The sequence below is a fragment of the Devosia marina genome, from assembly GCF_009758415.1.
Classification (GTDB): Bacteria; Pseudomonadota; Alphaproteobacteria; order Rhizobiales; family Devosiaceae; genus Devosia; species Devosia marina.
In genome coordinates this window covers 207365-224700 of sequence record NZ_WQRF01000001.1, presented here as the reverse complement: position 1 = coordinate 224700, position 17336 = coordinate 207365, and the positions used below count along the sequence as shown (strand labels likewise).

Here is a 17336-nt window from a genome sequence, read left to right as displayed (position 1 = left end):
GTCGCAATGCGGCGAAAGTGCGTCAGTTCCCGGGCGACCTGACCAAGCCGCCCAGCCGTGCCGTCGGTAGCCGCAGCTCTACCAGCAATCCGCCCAATTGTGAGCGCTTGAGTTCTAGCTCGCCGCCATAGACATCGACCAGTTCCTTGACGATATCCAGTCCCAGCCCGGTTCCAGGCGTTTTCTCGTCCAGCCTGACGCCTCGGCGCAACACTTTTTGCGCATCGGCCTCGGAAAGCCCCGGGCCATTGTCGTCGATCCGCATCAGGAGCTGCGTGCCCTTTTCGCCGCGCACGCTGCCCAGCCGCACGCCAACCTGGCCCCTCGACCATTTGCAGGCATTGTCGAGCAGATTTCCGGCCATCTCCTCGAAATCGGCCTCATCCCCTCTGAACCAGGGCAGTGAGGCATCTGGCCGCTGAAAAGCGATTGTGACATCGGGATGGATCTTGCGCATCACTCGCGTCAACCGCAGCATGATCATGGTGGCATCGGCCTTCTTGCCCACTACCGATGTCCGGGCGGCCAGACGCGCCCGTTCCAGATAGGTCGAGACCATATTGCTCATTTTCTCGGTCTCGGAGGCCACAATATCGGCCAGGGCGCCCTTGCGGGCATGGGCTTCGTTGCGCAACACCGCAATTGGTGTCTTGAGTCCATGAGCGAGATTGCCGACCTGATTGCGCGCGCGCTCGATGATCTGCACGTTGGAGCGCAGCAGTTCGTTGACCTCTTCGGCGAGAGGTGCAATTTCGGTCGGGTAAGTACCAGTGACCTCGGCGCTTTCTCCCTCTCGCACGGCCTCCACCGCCTTGCTAAGCCGAGCAATCGGCCGCAAGGCGATGCGGCCAACAATAGCGCTCATCACCGCCAGCATGATGCCGACAGCACCCAGGACGATGAAAGCCTGATCGCGAAAGTCGGCGACCAGCTTAAGCACTTCGGTCAAATTGCCCGCGACGGTGATCCGATAGGTCGTGTCATCCAGCGTTACGCTGCGCTCAACCATGCGCAATTGCGTGCCGAATGGGTCGTTGATCACCTCAGTGCTGCGCCCCATGGCGTCGGCAGCCGCTCCTACGGCGGGCAGATCGATGCCGACCACGGATGTCGACAAATTGATCAGGCCCCCCTCTTCCCCGCGAATGATCCAGTACCAGCCAGAACGTGGCCGCTCGAAGCGCGGGTCGGCCAGAGCGATGCCATCGTCCTGTGGGTCACCCGCCTCGAGCAAGGCGCCGGCGAGGCTCTCGACATGGAAGTCGAGCGTATCGGTCAGGGTGGCATCGAGGGTGCGCGAATAAAGATCGGTCAACAGCACGCCGGTCGTCACCAGCGCCAGCACCAGCCAGCCTGCTGACAACCAGAACAACGCTGCCGCGATCGAGCCCTTGCGCAACATTTCAGCGTCTCATCCCGCCGGCCAAGCCGGTCCTGGAACCGGATCAGTCGCCAAGGATCTGATAGCCCAGTCCGCGCACGGTCTGGATGCAATCCTCCGGCAGCTTCTTGCGCAGACGCCCGACGAACACCTCGATCGTGTTGCTGTCGCGGTCGAAATCCTGATCGTAGAGGTGCTCGGTCAACTCGGTCCGCGAAATCACCTTACCCTTGTGGTGCATGAGATAGCTCAAGAGCCGCAATTCGTGGCTCGTCAGTTTTACCGACTGACCTTCGACGGTCACCTTGCCGCTGCGCGCGTCGAGGCGCACTGCGCCACAGACGATTTCGTTGCTGGCATGTCCGGCGGCGCGCCGCACCAGGGCCCGCACGCGCGCCAGCACCTCTTCCATGTGGAATGGCTTGGCAACATAGTCGTCCGCACCCGCATCGATACCCTGGACCTTGTCGCTCCAGCGATCGCGAGCGGTCAGTAGCAAGACTGGCGTGGTCTTGCCCGCCCGTCGCCATTCCTCAAGCACCGAAAGCCCGTCCATTTGTGGCAGGCCGATATCGAGGATGATGGTGTCATAGGGTTCGGTGTCGCCGAGAAAGTGGCCTTCCTCACCGTCGAAGGCCACATCCACCGCATAACCCGCCTCGGTCAAGGCGTCCTTGATCTGTCGATTGAGATTGGTGTCGTCTTCAACAACCAGAATACGCATGATCCGCCCCCCACAAGGCTAGGCTGCTATTGTGCGTCCAGCGTCAGGTTTTGCGCCTGACCGTCAGAGCTGAGCACACCGATAACATATACCAGCCTTCCGCCATCGTCACACACATCCACATTGAGGATATCAGAGCTTGAATCCACGCCCGCCTGCGCCAGCACAGCGTCAAGCGACATGATCTGTCCGGAAGACACTGCCTCCTGGATCTGGCGCTTGTCCAGGCAGGCCTGAGCCTGGCTCGAACCGGTGGTGGCAAGCGCAAGCGCCAGGGCGAGAGCCAGAGCAATGGAGGCGGAGGGTTTGGGGGCGTTCGTTTTCATGTGCCAATCAATAGCGCGTGCAAACTGAATGGGACATGAATGCGGCAGACGGCCCCCGATTTCCACACAATTGACCTCAGGCTTTGCCGATATCCCCCTTCAATCCCTTGCGCAGGAACAATATGGCCAGCGATTCCAGCACCAGGCTTCCTGCCGAACCGCTGTCCAGCGCTGGCAGGTCGATGCCCAGCATCTGCGCCAGCCCGGCAATCAGCATGATTGCCGCCACGATATAGGTCTTGTAGCCAGACAGAATGTCCATGGTCTGATCTCCTTGAGTTGCACTTGCGATTGGAGCCGCGGCGAGCGCAGCGGCACGAACGGTCTCGACACGGCGGATCCAGCCGCGCCCAAACACCGGGAAAGTGGAAAGGCCCTTGAGAAAACCGAGCCTCCGGTCGCACAGGGCGTCCACAGTTCTCGCGGCGCTGGATCGATTGGCGGCAGCCAGCGTGATCGGGCCAACAAGTCCGTCAGCGGCAACGCCGAGCACCTGCTGCAGGCAACGGATCGCTCTGGCCGGCCCGGAATTGACCGCAAAATCGAACACAGCGAGGTCCACACCCGGTGGCAGCTCCCCTGCCCGGCACGCATCCCAGTAGCCTGCTTGATAGATCCGGGCTGCCTCGTCCCTGTCGAGGCTCTGCACCTCCGTTTTCGGCAGATCCCACCAGGGCGAAACATTGCGCCAGCCCGCCAGGGTCTTGCGGGTGATCCCCATATTCGTGGCGCCGCCCGGATCGGCCGGGTGATCCACATAACCCCCCTCTTGCCGGAAAATTTCGGCGAGGCAGGCGTCAAACCGACCATCAGTCATGGAACTCTCCCGTCGCGCCATGGCCCGCACCGAGCGCCGCGCTGACTTGTCGAACATTGAAGGTGAAACTGCTCGCCGGAGCACCGTGGTCGGTGACTTGGTCGGCCAGCGGATAGAGGGCCGAGGAATGCACCGCATTCAGAGTTCTCACCGTCACGCCACCGGTCACGATCTCGACCTGCCAGTTCTCCGGCGCGAATTCGAGCGGTGGTTCGGCCACGCCCCAGCCATCGCCGTCAGCCCGGCTGCGGCGGGTCCATTGCAGCGTGATCGATCCATCCGCCACTCTCGACCCTTTGAGATGGACAGGGGGAAGAGGCAGCACCGGACCGGGCCCGGGGGCGACTGTCACGATCTCTCCGGCGCCACCTCCGGTGGTGGTTGCGCGCAGGTCGCGGCCTTCGCCAATCCAGTCCGTTTCCACCGCCAAGGTCACCACGGCCTGGTTGAGGACCAACACCCGACGTCCAGCCGAGGCAGTGCCAATGGCATGCCCAGAGCCTTCCAGCCCCCGCAGTAACGCAGTCAGACGATACTGCCCTGGTGTCACCAGTTCTGAGTTGGCAAACCCGATAACTTCCCAGTCGCCGGCATCGGTCTCGACTGCGACCCGGTTCGTGCCCGCCAGTGCGGCCAATGGCTCCGCATCGGCGAGATGGCCTGCATTCAACTGTATATCGAGCCTGTTCCCTCGATCCCACTGCGCCTCAGGTCCGGAGGCAAGCGGCGTGAGCAGTTCACCGATTGCTGCCGGACGACTTAACCGCGCCAATTGGGTGCCCGTTGCGTCGTCAACGATCTCCACAGCTCCCGGCCAGGGATCCGCATAGACGCCCAGGACCAGCCGGCTGCGCAGTGGATCTGACGGCAATGGTGGCAGGTGCGCCGCCACCACCACCGGCGCCACCACAGGCATAATGGCCGGACGGTTGCCCCGCGGTCGATCTATGCCTGTGGCCAGAGCATCACCGCGTCGCACCGCACTGGCCGAGATTTGACGGACGGCACCATCGCGAATTTCGGTGATCTCGAACGGTCCCTCCGCGAGACCAGACAGGGATACCCGGTCGCCCGGTTCAAGCGCAATCTGGCCCGGCGGCAGGGCAAACTCGATCCTGTCCCCGCCTGCGGCATGTTGATCGAGCAGACGTTCAGCAGCTTGCCGGGCAGCGCCGCTATCGAGCACGACCGGCAAATTCTGGGTGACCAGCGGCCCCTGTTCCGGCCGGATCGCCGCTGACGTCGCAGCCAGATAATCCCGCTCCCGGTCAAAATGCCCGAGCGTCAGCCGTGCCGGCTTTTCGGCACCATCGCTGCGCCGCCGCAACAGTACCGGCGCGTCAGTGCTGGCCAGGATCTCGTATTCCAGTTCAATCGCTTTTCCTGCACCTTGCGCAAGGCCGACCATTGCATCGCCACGCGCGGCAAGCTTTTGCCCTGTCAGGTCAAACACGGTCTCAAGGACATCGCGGGCTGTTCCAGCACCTGACACAGTCAGCCCGCCGATCAAGGGTGCCGATGGTGCAGCGAAAACAAGGCTGTCAAACTCTGATGCCACGGCGTGGGCCAACTCGTCGCTGGCCAGCCCACCCAATCGCCCGGTCAGCCAGTGGCCGGTCGCATGATTGGTGCCGTCGGACCAAACCTCTGTCAGCGCCGGGAAGACCGGATACGGCCGTGCGTCCCAGGTCCAGCAATAGAGCCGTTCAGGATCGACCATGCCGGCCGGATTGAGGGTCGAATCGTTCCAACGCTGGTGATGCGCCCGCAGCACCTGCCGCTGGATCAGCGCGTCCGGGGTGCCAGCCGAGAAATAGGGCCGCCCGTCTTCGGCGCTCTTGTTGTCACCGAAAATATTGGGCTGGTTGGCACCCTTGTCGACGGCGCCGCACCCGATTTCATCGCACCAGGCCGCCGCGAATTGCGGTCCACGAAAGCGTTCGGGGTCCGATGCCGTCAAGATCGTTGCTTCGGCTCCATTGGGCCAGCGCAAATGGTTCTTGCCCCACAAGGTGGGCCGCTCATCGTCCCTATGCACAGCCATAAGACCGCTTTCGCCGCGCACCATGATGTCCAACGCTTCGGTCATCGTTTCACCCACCAGCGCGATGGGCGATATCCGCTGGCGCGCCAGTTGCCGCACCCATTCGGCACCGGCCCGGGTCTTGCCCGAACCGCGTCCGCCCATCAGCAGCCAGGTCGTCCAGTCGCCATCGGGCGGCAATTGCTTGGCGAAGGCCCATTTCTGCCAATTGTAATATTGGGCTTCGACCTCGTCGTCTCCAAGCGCGTCGACCTCGGCCTGCGAGCTAGCGGGACTTGAACTGGTCAAGGCGCTTGACGAGTTTGGCCCGCAGATCGGTCATGTCCTTGCGGCTGGCAGGGTCCACATTGCGCTCGGCCGCACCCAGTTCGATCAACTTGTCCAGTGTCTTGACCTGCGTGGCCAAGGTGTTCGTGCGTTTCTCCACCGGTTCATTTCTGGCCATTTCCAAATCTCTTATCTGTCTTTCGAGCACCTTGAGCATCCGCGACACCAGCACCGCCTCTTTCGGCCTGCGCTCGCGCTGGCTGAGCCAACCTTCGCATTGGCGGCGGTAACGCAGCTGCGACACGGTGATGCCGTGGCGCTTGCAGATGGTCTTTGGCTCGAACAGCCGCCCTTCATATTCGGCGCGAATAGTCTGCCAGTCGGGCGGCGCTTGCCGCTCGAAATCGTCAGGGCTTTCCATACCATCATGTCCTGAATTGCCGGGGCTTACCGCCCCCTCATCGACCCAATTCGTCGACCATGCCTGAACAATAACAGACCAGCGTCACGCGGGGATAACTTGGAGCCGGGCGGCGCAGCCGTGACATCCTTCGGGTGGAAGAAACTTAGGTCAGACGGCCACGAGAGCCAGGGTCGATGGCCGCGTGGCTGGAGGCCAAAGAATGGCCAAACCTTCTATGCCATCTGGGCGGCCGCCTTGAGCGCCGCTTGGTCGCTCTTTGCGCTCATTGCCGTCAGGCCACGCTCCAGCGCGTCGGCGATCATGCCCCTGGCTGCCTCCTCCATTTCTGGCCGGCAGTGCGCCAAGGTCTTCAGGCCCGCAATCATCCGCAACATCACTTCAATGCTACCAGCCCCGTCCCTTGCGATCGGTCGGAAGGAATCGGCCATGAGATCATCCGGGTCCAGCGGCGCCACCAGCAACCGCTCGTATTTGAGCTCACTGTCCTCGACGGGCCGCTCCGCCAGCACACGCACCAGCGTGCTCACGACTGCGATGGCAGTGCCGGGATCGTTGATACCTGGTGACAGTGCCTTGCTTCCGATCTCGGCCAGCACGATCAGCCCAAAGCGCGGGTCACTGTCGAAAGTTCGGCCGGCGCCCACGGTGAAAGCACTGGCCAATCTGTCCGCCATATCGTCCTCGAGCGTACCGGCGACGAGCACAAGTGGACGGTCAGGCGCTGCATAGGCGCCCGGACGCGCGGTGATGGAGATCAGCAGTTCGTGTTCATGCGCCAACTCCTGCAGGCGCGAAAGATCTATGTGTTGCACATAGCCAGTCTTGCGGGAAAAGATGGGCTCGCCAGACGGCTTTCCGCTGAGCGGGCGGCACCCTAGCAGACCGTCTCCGGGCACCGTCCGGAAAGCCTTCTCAGTCGCCGTACCAGCCTTGCTGACCGTTTCCGCCACCCGACCGATGGAGGACATCTGTCCAATCCAGCGTATTAGCGCAGCGACCACCAGGACCACCACTGCCAAGGTCACGGCGAACAGCAGGAGACGCCCCGCTTCGCTGTAGATGTTGGCGGAGAGCCCGATAATGCCGACAATCGAAAAGAGAAACGCCCCGATGAACACCGAGATCGACGTCTGCGCGCTACGATCTCCAACAATAAGCGGCACAGCCCTGGGCGTTGTAGAGGCTGAAGCGCTCGACAGGGCGCTCACAATCGTGGAAAGCGAGAACACCGCCACCGTCAACAGGCTTGAGGCAAGCACCGTCAGGATCGATTCCACGGCTTCGGACGACAACGTGAACGGCAATTTATCGGGCACCAAACCCGACATCACGAAGGCGATTACCACGGTCAGGACGGCGACCAATGAGAATGCGGCCGGCAGAAACCACATCTTCTGGACCATCTGCCGCAACTTGAACGCGATCTGACTCATGGATTTTTCCCCTTTGAAGGTAAGTCTTACCGCAAGGGATTGGTTGCGCCCAGACGGTCCAAACTTCTAGGGACCAAAAACCCGCCGTGCTTCTAGCGCCAGACCCAACCCGACACTGCCCAGCACATCGGTGCGGACAATCTCGGCTTCGGGGAAAAGTGCGCTCAATCTGCCCGCAACGGCCGGCACCAGTGTCGACCCGCCCGTCAGTATCAGGCTGTCTACCTGCGCCGCAGCAATACCGGCCACGCGCAAGGTCTCACCGATTGTTCCCTCCAATCTTCCGATGGACGGTGCCAGCGCGTCGGCCAACTGCGCGCTCGTCATCTCTGTCGTGATGCTGTGATCCCGCACTTTGAAGGAAAAGGAAACGACCTCTTGATCCGAGAGCGCAATCTTGGCCTCCTCCACGGCTCCGACGAGGCGGTGGCCCAACCGTTCTTCCACCAGCGCTACAAATGCCTTGACCTTTTCCGCCTCCTGGGCCTCCCGGATGGTCGAGCGCAGATCGCGTTGTGCCTTGGCGTCATAGAGCCTGTTGATCCGGTGCCAGGTGGAAAGATCGACATAGGGCGCCACCGGCAGATGCCGCTTGCCGTCGAGGGTCCGCGAGCCAAGACCAAGCTCGGGCATCACCCGGCTCATGGCCAGCAGCCGGTCGAAATCCGTGCCGCCGATATGCACGCCGGCCGTTGCGAGAATATCGTCGCTTCGGTCCGCACGGCCCGCACGATCAGGCGAAACGCGCACCAGGGAGAAGTCCGATGTGCCACCGCCCAGATCGACGATCAGGGCAATGCGTTCGCCGGTGACCTGCCTCTCATAGTCGAGCGCCGCCGCAATCGGTTCGAACTGGAATGCAATCTCGTCAAATCCCTGGGCCCGCACTGCGGCCTCAAGCTGGCCCTGCGCATCCCCATCGGCCACCGGGTCGTCATCCACGAAATGCACCGGGCGCCCCATCACAACGCTGGTCAGTTCATGACCCAGTGCGGCCTCGGCGCGCCGCTTGATCTCCCCGACATAGGTGCCGATAATTTCGCCAAAGCCGAGGCGCCGCTTCTTCACACGGGTCGTATCGGCGAAAAGCGCTGTGCCCAGGACGCTTTTGAGCGAGCGCATCAACCGGCCATCAGCACCGCTGACATATTCGGCCACTGCGGCCCGCCCATAATAGAGCTGATCGTCTTCGAAGTTGAAAAACAATACACTGGGCAAAGTCCGTTCGTCCGCCTCCAGCGGCACCAATACGGGGTGCCCGCGGGCATCGGTCTGCCCCAGAGTCGAATTGGATGTGCCAAAATCCAGGCCACAGGATCTTGTCATGGCGAGCCGTCCGCATAAGGGGAAGTGGCCGCGCCTGCCGCGCGGGGACGGGTCTCTTAAGGGCATCCGGTTGCCTTGGCAACCATTGGGATATCAGGCGGCCTTACGCCGTTTATCGTCACGCCCGCGCAAATCCATGACTTCCAGCCGCGCCAACCCGCGCCGCTGCGCCTTCTTGACCGCCTGCGAGGCGGCATTGAGCACGGAGCGATCCAGTTTGCCCTGCGGATTGACCACGGCAATCCCGGTGCTCAGCGTTACCTGGCCCGCGTGGCTTTCGCGGTTGGGAATGCCTTCGCGGCGCAATGCACCGGCAATCCGGCTGGCCAGATCGCGGGCCATCAGGGCCGGCATGTCGGGCAGAACCACCACGAAACCCGTCTGGCCGCTGCGCAGACAAATGTCGGCTCCACGAGAGAGCTGCGCCTGGACTGTCTCTTCGATCGATTCGACGCACTCCTCGACTGCCTCGCGACCGTAGGCCGCGAAATATTCGGCATAGCGATCGATCTCGAGAGCCAGAACGCACAGCGACACGTTGCGCTCGGCGCAATGGCTCCAGCCGCGCCGCAATTCTTCGTCGATGCGCTGCGCCAGGCGGGGTTTCTTGTTGGGATTGCGGGGGATAGCGGCGTGGCCATAGGCAGGCTCCCGCGCTTCGTTACCACGCGCCAGCGCTGTACGAATGCGCGCCCAAAGCCCTTCACTGCCGCTCATGGTCACTCTGTTCATCTAGCCTATCCTGGGCCGTTACCCGATTGGGCCAATCAGGCCACACTTATGGTTAACAGCAGGTAAGCACTTCACATCAAAGGCTTTCCGGCGGCTCCCATTCGGGCCAGTCCACCGCATGTTCTTCCCATTCCTCAGCATCAATTTCCGTTTCCAGAAACGTGCGCCCTTTGACCGAAACGCCCACATCCACCACGGTTTGCGGATCGCCCGAAACCAGCGGATGCCACCAGGCCAGCCCTTTGCCCTCGGCCAGACGGCGGTATGCGCAAGTCGTGGGTATCCAGGGGATTTCCCGTACGTTCTCCGGCGTCAGCTTGATGCAGTCTGGCACGATTTCTTTGCGCCGGGGATAGTTTGAACAGGCGCAGCTGTCTCCATCGAGCAGCTTGCAACGCACATCCGAAGTGATGAGCGTGCCGCTATCCTCGTCCTCAAGCTTGATCAGGCAGCAGCGTCCGCAGCCGTCGCACAAAGCTTCCCATTCGGCTGGAGACATTTGCTCAAGCGACTTTTCTTCCCAGAAGGCCATATTTACCGTTTGCCATTCATGCTGTTGCCGGTTTGCGCTTGCGGGCGGACCAATGCAATCATATTCCAGCGATTGCGTTGCCTTGTCCGGGTTTTGCGGACAATCCTCCCCATAGCGGGGCGTCGGGGTGCAAAGTGCAGGATCCATTCTACACCAAGGAAAAGAAACGCAAGCCAAAAGCCGGCATGCTGGCGGCCGACGCTTGGCTCGATTCCTCACTCTATGAATTCTGGCAGACCCTGGGCCGTGGTTACACCCGCTACCAGGATTTCATGTCCCGATTTCACGTTGCGGGCATAAAGCGCTTTTTCGTCGAAATTCTGTCCGACGCCTTCAGTTTCGGCGCTATTGGCGCTGTTTTGATGACCGCCCTCGCCTTGCCCGCTTTTGACATCATCGATCGCGGTGCCTTCAACAAGGCCGAAGATTATTCGGTCGTGTTCATGGATCGATTCGGCAATGAGATTGGCCGGCGAGGCATCCGCTCGGATGACAGTGTCGCCCTCGACCAGATGCCCGACTATCTGCTCAAGGCGACCCTGGCCACCGAGGACCGGCGCTTCTACGAGCATTTCGGCATCGACGTAGTGGGCACATTGCGTGCCCTGATGAGCAATGCGCAGGGCGATCGCGGCACCCAGGGCGGGTCCTCGATTACCCAGCAGTTGGCCAAGAACCTGTTCCTTTCCTCCGAGCGCACGCTGGAGCGTAAGATCGTCGAGGCGTTCCTGTCCGTGTGGCTCGAATGGAACTACTCCAAGGACCAGATCCTCAAGCTCTATTTCGACCGCGCCTATATGGGTGGCGGCAATTATGGCGTTACGGCCGCCGCTGAATTCTATTTCGGCAAGCGTGTGCAGGATATCAGTCTGGCTGAGGCCGCCATGCTTGCCGGCATGTTCAAGGCGCCAGGGAATTACGCGCCTCATATTGATCTGGCTGCCGCGCGCGGCCGCGCCAATCTGGTGCTGACAAATCTCGTGGCCTCGGGCTTTCTCACCGAAGGACAGGTCACCGCGGCCCGCCGCCATCCTGCATCTGCCATTGATCGCAGCGACGACATCAACTCTCCCAACTACTTCCTCGACTGGGCGTTCGAGGAAGCCAAGGCGATCATTGAAACCACCAATGCGCCGGGCAATAATTTCATTGTCCGCACCACGATCGATACCACGCTGCAATCCTATGCCGAGGAAGCGATTACCTCGGTCATTCGCGAGCAGGGCGAGCAATTTCGCGTCGAACAGGGCGCCATGGTCGTCACCGACACCCAGGGCGCCATCCGCGCCATGGTAGGCGGCACGGACTATGCCAAGAGCCAGTTCAACCGCGCCATCGTTTCTACCCGCCAGCCCGGATCATCCTACAAGCCCTTCGTCTATGCGGAAGCTTTCGAGCAGCTTGGCCTGACACCCAGCGACACGATTTCGGACCGACCGGTCTGCATTGGCGATTGGTGCCCGCAAAATTACGGCCGCTCCTATCGTGGCCAGACGACCCTGCTCAGCGCCTTTGCCGCGTCGATCAACACCGTGCCCGTCACCCTCTCGATCAAGACTGGGCGCGATGCAATCGCCCAACTCAGCTATCGCATGGGTTTGCGGCAGGAATACCCCGTCACGCGCTCGCTGGCGCTCGGGGTGGCCTCCGTTTCAGTGCTGGACATGACCAGCTCCTATGCTGTCTTTGCCAATCGCGGCTTCAAGACCCAGGCCTATGGCCTGACCCGCATGACGACGCTTGGTGAACAGCTCGTCTGGGAACGCGACGCTGATGGCCCGCGCGAACGCGTGCTCTCGGAACAGACCGTCTCCTATATGAACCAGATGATGCATACCGTGGTGACCGGTGGCACAGGCCGGCGGGCGGCAGTGGAGGGCGTGCCTGCGTTGGGCAAGACCGGCACCACCACGTCTTATCGCGATGCATGGTTCTGTGGGTTCACCGGCAATTACGTGGCCGCCGTCTGGTTCGGCAATGACGACTATAGGCCGACCAATAATCTCACCGGCGGTTCCCTGCCCGCCACGGCATGGCAGAAGTTCATGGCTTTTGCCCATACCAATATCGAAGTCATGCCGGTCTTCGGCGTCGATTTCGAACCGCCGCAGCCAATAATTGCGGACGCAGACCCTGACCAACTCGAAGAAGTGATCGAGCGGCCACCCAGCCTCAAGCCGGCCGCCGCCCGCAAATTGCTCGATCTGGCAGATCGCCTGGAAGCGGCCAGCGCGGGCACCGCCACTGTTCGCGAAACCGCACAGGCACCCGGATCGGGACCGGCCGGTCTTTGACGTCACAAACGCCTTCCGCACCGGCTATTGCATTGCTACAAGCCTTGCCGACCCTCAACGCAGTGGCCCAGCCAACCATGCCCAAAATGCAGACGAGCTGACCCGTGCGTTTCATCCTGCGTCTCCTCACCGCCATCTGTATCGCCCTGGCTGTCGGTTTTGGGCTGAGCTACTACGCCCTCACTGATGGGCGGCTGTTCGGAGCGGTGTCCCTTGGTCCTTGGAGGGCCTGGCCGGATGTCGGCTCTCCATCCCCCAACCCCTATACGCGCGGTCACATCACCCGGGAGGCGGCGCTACAGCTTGGTCAAAGCGAGGGCCTGGAATTCCTCGCCACGACCGACAGCGATGGCGCGCCACTCGATCTGGCCTGCTCCTATGTGATCGCCGGACATGTGCCGGTCTCGACCTTCTGGACACTGTCCGCAGTCGACCGCGATTGGGTCAACCTCGCCGCCCCCGGCACGGACGCAACGCTGCGCTCAAGTGAAGTCGTGCGGCAATCGGATGGCGATATGCAGATCCATGTCGGCGCGCGCCTGCGACCGGGCAATTGGCTCGAGCTTAACGGCAGTGGCGGTTTCCAGCTCGTGCTGACTCTCTACGATACCCGGGCTCTGTCCAGCTTTGCCTCTTCGGACACGACCATGCCCTCCATCACTCTGGAGGATTGCTGGTGACACGGACCCTGCTGTGGCTCATCGGCGGGCTGATATTGGGTGGCATCATCCACATAACCGCCATTCTGACCCTGCCGCTTCTGGCCGAAGAGACCACCTGGTCCCGCGTCAGCGCGCTTGACGCGAACAATCGCATGCTGGTGCTCAACCGTGTGGCACAGGGCGATCCCAATCCCCTGCATCTGGATCCCGAGTTAAGCTACGGACTGTGCCAGATCGATCTGAGCGAAGGCCCGGCCTATCTCAACGGCGTGCTGCCCGATGCCTTCTGGTCGGTGGCCGTCTATGACCAGAACGGCGTGGTCATCTATTCCACGACCAATCGCGACGGTATTGGCCAGACGGTCGACATGGGCATATTCAATGCCGCGCAGACGCGCCTGCTGGCCCAGCAGCAGATCGACATTGCCGAAGGCCTGCTTATCGTCGAAGCGCCGACAAACCAGCTCTTCGTCCTGGTACGGCTATCAGCGCCACACGAGGCCATGCGCACCCGCTTCGAGCAGGAATTGTCCGAAATTACGTGTGGGCCAAGAGCATGAGGACACCTGCCGAATTCGCCCAGACCCTTTCCGCCACGGTGGCCCGCTACCTCTCAGAGATCGCAGCGCCAGGCGAACATCTCTCTTTGCTCCGCTGGCAGATCGAACAGGGCCATCGGCTTGACTTGCGCACCACCTATCCCGGCCACGTGACAACCAGCGCCATCATCCTATCGCCCGACCACCGCCAGACTTTGCTGATCGACCACATCACGATCGGCCGCTGGCTGCAGCCGGGCGGTCACTATGAGGATTCGCCGGCCTTTCACCACTCTGCAATGCGCGAGGCCGAGGAGGAGACCGGAGTTACCGGCCTGACCCTGCACCCCTGGCACAGACAAAGCGACCTGCCCTTCGTCATCGACAGCCATGACGTGCCGGGAAAGGTTTCGCGCAATGAGCCGCCGCATATCCATCACGATCTGCAATATCTCTTCGTCGCAGACCCGACCCTGCCCCTGGCCGCCCAGCTCGAAGAGGTCAACGCCGCCCAATGGTGCGACGCCAGCAGACTGGCCGAATTCGCCCCCAAGGCGGTCGATCGGCTGAGCACGGTGGCCGCGCTGGGTTAAGGCCCGTCGGACAATGAGTCATCGAGCCGGCAACGAGGTCTCCGTGTGGTCTTGTCGCGTACTATCCGGCTCGGTCCAGAAATTCCCGCATGGCTCCGGCGTGCAGTGCCGCAAATTCCAGGCGGCGAATCCACTGCAAAGGATCCCCGTCGCCGGTGTCTTCATCAGCTCCGAACTCTTGGACAGTTCGATAGTAGAGCGCATCAGACTCGACATAGCCCAGAGTGAGGCCGGCGCGCCTGGCCAGCAGAGGCCATTCGACGTCGTTGGCGAGGGTGTCGATCCGGCTTTCTGCGGCGATCATCCGCACCGCGGCTGGCGACAGGCGCCTTATGGCGAACATCAGGTCCCATCTCTCTCCAGTCATCAACTGGTAGGCATGATTGACCAGACGCTCCGTTTCCCGCAGCCGCCGAGGCTCTTGCGCAAGCGCGTGCTCTGAGCGCCCGACCACAAGCACGTCCGCGCCTGGGTCAGTTTCCAACGCCCGCAAGAGATCTTCCCGACCGAATTCGATCCAGCGCAACAAATGATCGAAGTCAGCATAGAGCACGTGGCGGCCATCAGCCGCCTGCACAATCGCATCGCGCCGAAACCGACCGATATGGCCTTCATTGCTCACATGGCGAGTGATCGTCGCGCCCAGCGCGGCGGCGGCGTCCACCACTGCGGGCCGCGTGAGATCGGAGATGTTGAGAACGATGGCAGGAAACACCGCCTGCAAGTCCGGCGTCAGCCGCGTAATCGCTGCGGCGGTCCGGCCGACCGGATCGTGCAAAGTTGCGCCAAGCACCACTTCCATGACGTCGCCTCCCGATCACTCAATCTCGTTCGCCCTGCAGGGTGCGTCCGACACCTTCAAGCGTCAAACGAGCAATTGCAGCAGCAAGCCGGCGAGCGCCGATAGCGCCAATGTGCGCAGCACGCCCCAATGCAGGAAGAATAGCGAGATTGCTGCGAGAACCGTGAGCGCCAGTGCGCTCCAGTTCAGCGTGCCCCATACGGGCCATGCCATGGAGATGATGCTCGCCTCGATTCGGCCAACCTCGTCGAAAATCACATGCAGCGCGAACCACAAGGCCAGGTTGAATATCACGCCAACCACGGCAGCGGTGATCGCCGCCAGTGCCCCGGCAAGCGCGACATTTGACCGGAGCCGCTCGATATAGGGCGCGCCGAGGAAAATCCAGAGAAAGCACGGGACAAAGGTCACCCAAGTCGCCAGGCTTGCTCCCAGCACCCCGCCCCAAAGTGGATCAAGACCGAGGGAACTCCGAAATCCGGCAATGTAGCCGACGAAGCTGAGCACAAGCACCAGAGGACCTGGGGTCGTTTCGGCCAAAGCCAGACCATCGAGCATCTCCCCGGCCTGCAACCAACCGAAAGTGCCAACTGCCTCGCTCGCGACATAAGCCAGCACCGCATAGGCCCCGCCGAACGTCACGACCGCCATCTGCGAAAAGAACAGGAAAATGTCGGCAAACGTGTTGCCCCACCCCCAGATCATGCCAACCACCAATAGTGGTGCGATCCAAAGACCGCCCCAGATGCTGGTTACTGCAAGCGCCCTACCCCAGCTCGGCGAAACGTGGATCGAGGTATCATCGATTACCGCGCTGGCATCCTGTGCTGCGCCGGAAGGCTTATGCCCCCCGCCCGAGAGCAGGTCCGGCCGCCTCTTCGCAACGCCATAGCCAGTGAGCCCTGCGACGAGAACCACCACTGGAAAGGGCACGGCAAAGAAGAACAAGGCGACAAAGGCGCCCACCGCCAGGCCATAGGACAAGGCATTCTTGAGCGCTCGGCGCGCTACGCGCAGCAGGGCCTCGATCACCACGGCCAGAACGGCGGCTTTAAGGCCGAAGAAGATGCTCTCAACCCAGTCGAGTTGTTGAAACAGCGCATAGCCGGTCGCCAATGCCAGGATGACCGCAAATCCCGGCAATACGAACAGTACGCCGGCAGCCACACCGCCGCGCCACCCGTGCAGCAACCAGCCGACATAGGTTGCCAATTGCTGCGCCTCAGGTCCGGGCAGCAGCATGCAATAGTTGAGCGCATGGAGGAACCGCGCCTCTGATATCCAGCGGCGGTCCTCCACCAACTCCTTGTGCATCAAGGCAATCTGGCCCGCCGGCCCACCAAAGGACAGTACACCGATTTTCGCCCAAACGCGCAGGGCCTGGGCGAAACTGGGATGCGCAGGAGGAGAATTGTCGTTCATGGGACCCGCTCTGAAAGGAAGCGCTACTTGGGTACCACAACCTCTTTGTCATACACCATCGACTGGAAGCGCGACGGTATGGTGACACCATGGCCGCTGCCACTGCCCGAGTTGGACGAACAGAAATCGCCGCGGTTGGCCCGGTCGACCCAGGGGCGCATGCGGCGCAGATTCTCGTCGACACTCATCGACTGTTCATGGGGCGTTTCCACCAGCAGGTGGTCGAGCGCGTAGGAATAGCTTTCGTAGCGATAATTGAGCGCGCGCACGAACCAGTCGATATGCCAGCGATTCTCGGCGTGCCGTGCCGCGACATTGCCGGCAACGCTATCTTCAATCCCACTCAGTTCTACAAGTGCCACGCGCCGCTGCCGATCCACCTCCTCGACCGCGCAAATCGACTGGAATGTCGTGGGCAGCGTATCGATATCGGCCAGAATGTGCCGCCCGACCGTGTTGTAGCGCGTCGGCGATGAACGGTACTGCGTGGAACGCAGCCAATTGTAATAGCGCTCGGCGCCATAGCGGTAGTCGCGCGCCGACCCAATCCGGGTGCGCTGTAATTCCACCGAGGCGTCAAACATCCAGTCACGACTATGCGCTGCAATCAGGAAGCGCCAGGTGCGGTCGTGCATCTCGCGCTCCTGATCGGTCTGGTTGAGATTGGAAACCGGCTCCTTGCGACTGGTCGCAATCAGCTGGCCGGCATAGGGCATGACCTGGTCGTGCAGCACGCTGGGCTGCGCCCGGCCAAAATCACCGACCGGCCGAGCCACACAGCCCGCCGCCAGAGCAGCCATGGCGATCAATGTGAATGTGCGGGCCCACAGGCCGCGATGGCGTTCAGACACGCTTTCGCTTGCGCCTGTTGTCGCTGTGATTGGTTGGTGGCGACGGCGTCCCGCGTTCATAACGCACCCCGGTGAAAATGAGGATCTGGGCGTCGCCGGGAATTTGTTTCTCAGCGCCGGCGGATGTTCTCCGCCTCTCGAACTTAATCAGCTTAGCCACGCTAGCC

17 protein-coding genes are annotated in these 17336 nt (G+C 61.8%); 4 read left to right on the top strand and 13 right to left on the bottom strand.

Going from position 1 to position 17336, the window contains the following annotated elements; all coding sequences use genetic code 11:
- Positions 1–22: 22 nt before the first annotated feature.
- From GO014_RS01085 to GO014_RS01040, 10 genes are all read right to left on the bottom strand, one after another.
- Positions 23–1402, bottom strand: a complete 1380-nt coding sequence (locus GO014_RS01085; protein WP_157288781.1) for a sensor histidine kinase — start codon at positions 1400–1402, stop codon at positions 23–25.
- A 43-nt stretch (positions 1403–1445) separates the two neighbouring features.
- Positions 1446–2105 carry a response regulator transcription factor gene (locus GO014_RS01080; protein ID WP_104891532.1) on the bottom strand — a complete coding sequence of 220 codons (660 nt, stop codon included), beginning with the start codon at positions 2103–2105 and terminating at the stop codon, positions 1446–1448.
- Positions 2106–2131: 26 nt separating this feature from the next.
- Positions 2132–2431, bottom strand: coding sequence for a PepSY domain-containing protein (locus GO014_RS01075; protein ID WP_157288780.1), 300 nt, complete (start codon positions 2429–2431; stop codon positions 2132–2134).
- A gap of 76 nt (positions 2432–2507) precedes the next feature.
- The gene (locus GO014_RS01070; protein WP_157288779.1) at positions 2508–3248 is read right to left on the bottom strand and encodes a glycoside hydrolase family 108 protein; all 741 of its coding nucleotides are present in this window, start codon (positions 3246–3248) and stop codon (positions 2508–2510) included.
- Positions 3241–5580: a baseplate megatron protein TIM-barrel domain-containing protein gene (locus tag GO014_RS01065; protein WP_157288778.1), complete on the bottom strand. Its 2340-nt coding sequence runs from the start codon at positions 5578–5580 to the stop codon at positions 3241–3243. Before GO014_RS01065 ends, GO014_RS01070 begins: the two co-directional genes overlap by 8 nt.
- The gene (locus GO014_RS01060) at positions 5558–5980 is read right to left on the bottom strand and encodes a hypothetical protein (RefSeq protein ID WP_157288777.1); all 423 of its coding nucleotides are present in this window, start codon (positions 5978–5980) and stop codon (positions 5558–5560) included. The genes GO014_RS01065 and GO014_RS01060 overlap by 23 nt, the downstream gene beginning before the upstream one ends.
- A 215-nt stretch (positions 5981–6195) precedes the next feature.
- A complete protein-coding gene (locus GO014_RS01055; protein ID WP_157288776.1) occupies positions 6196–7416 on the bottom strand; it encodes a DUF2254 domain-containing protein in 1221 nt (406 codons plus the stop codon).
- A gap of 66 nt (positions 7417–7482) precedes the next feature.
- On the bottom strand, positions 7483–8742 hold the full coding sequence (locus tag GO014_RS01050) for an Hsp70 family protein (protein WP_157288775.1): 1260 nt from the start codon (positions 8740–8742) through the stop codon (positions 7483–7485).
- A 93-nt stretch (positions 8743–8835) separates the two neighbouring features.
- The gene (locus GO014_RS01045) at positions 8836–9474 is read right to left on the bottom strand and encodes a diguanylate cyclase (protein WP_157288774.1); all 639 of its coding nucleotides are present in this window, start codon (positions 9472–9474) and stop codon (positions 8836–8838) included.
- Between the two features lie 76 nt (positions 9475–9550).
- On the bottom strand, positions 9551–10006 hold the full coding sequence (locus tag GO014_RS01040; protein ID WP_157288773.1) for a YcgN family cysteine cluster protein: 456 nt from the start codon (positions 10004–10006) through the stop codon (positions 9551–9553).
- A gap of 134 nt (positions 10007–10140) precedes the next feature.
- Between GO014_RS01040 and GO014_RS01035 the strand changes: the two genes are divergently transcribed.
- The 4 genes from GO014_RS01035 (at position 10141) to GO014_RS01020 (ending at position 14094) form a co-directional block, all read left to right on the top strand.
- Positions 10141–12300 (top strand): transglycosylase domain-containing protein, encoded by a 2160-nt coding sequence (locus GO014_RS01035; protein WP_343030696.1) that lies wholly within the window; start codon positions 10141–10143, stop codon positions 12298–12300.
- Positions 12301–12404: 104 nt separating this feature from the next.
- Positions 12405–12980 (top strand): DUF1214 domain-containing protein, encoded by a 576-nt coding sequence (locus GO014_RS19460; RefSeq protein WP_157288772.1) that lies wholly within the window; start codon positions 12405–12407, stop codon positions 12978–12980.
- Entirely contained in the window at positions 12977–13522 is a 546-nt protein-coding gene (locus tag GO014_RS01025; RefSeq protein ID WP_157288771.1) for a DUF1254 domain-containing protein, read from the top strand. Before GO014_RS19460 ends, GO014_RS01025 begins: the two co-directional genes overlap by 4 nt.
- Entirely contained in the window at positions 13519–14094 is a 576-nt protein-coding gene (locus GO014_RS01020; RefSeq protein ID WP_157288770.1) for an NUDIX hydrolase, read from the top strand. Before GO014_RS01025 ends, GO014_RS01020 begins: the two co-directional genes overlap by 4 nt.
- 61 nt (positions 14095–14155) lie before the next feature.
- On the opposite strand, the gene GO014_RS01015 is transcribed toward GO014_RS01020, so the two are convergent.
- The 3 genes from GO014_RS01015 to GO014_RS01005 all read right to left on the bottom strand — a co-directional run bounded on the left by GO014_RS01015 (position 14156) and on the right by GO014_RS01005 (position 17169).
- Positions 14156–14872, bottom strand: coding sequence for a hypothetical protein (locus tag GO014_RS01015; protein ID WP_157288769.1), 717 nt, complete (start codon positions 14870–14872; stop codon positions 14156–14158).
- Positions 14873–14959: 87 nt separating this feature from the next.
- Entirely contained in the window at positions 14960–16318 is a 1359-nt protein-coding gene (chrA, locus tag GO014_RS01010) for a chromate efflux transporter (protein WP_157288768.1), read from the bottom strand.
- Positions 16319–16341: 23 nt separating this feature from the next.
- Positions 16342–17169 (bottom strand): hypothetical protein, encoded by an 828-nt coding sequence (locus tag GO014_RS01005; protein ID WP_157288767.1) that lies wholly within the window; start codon positions 17167–17169, stop codon positions 16342–16344.
- Between the last annotated feature and the right edge of the window lie 167 nt (positions 17170–17336).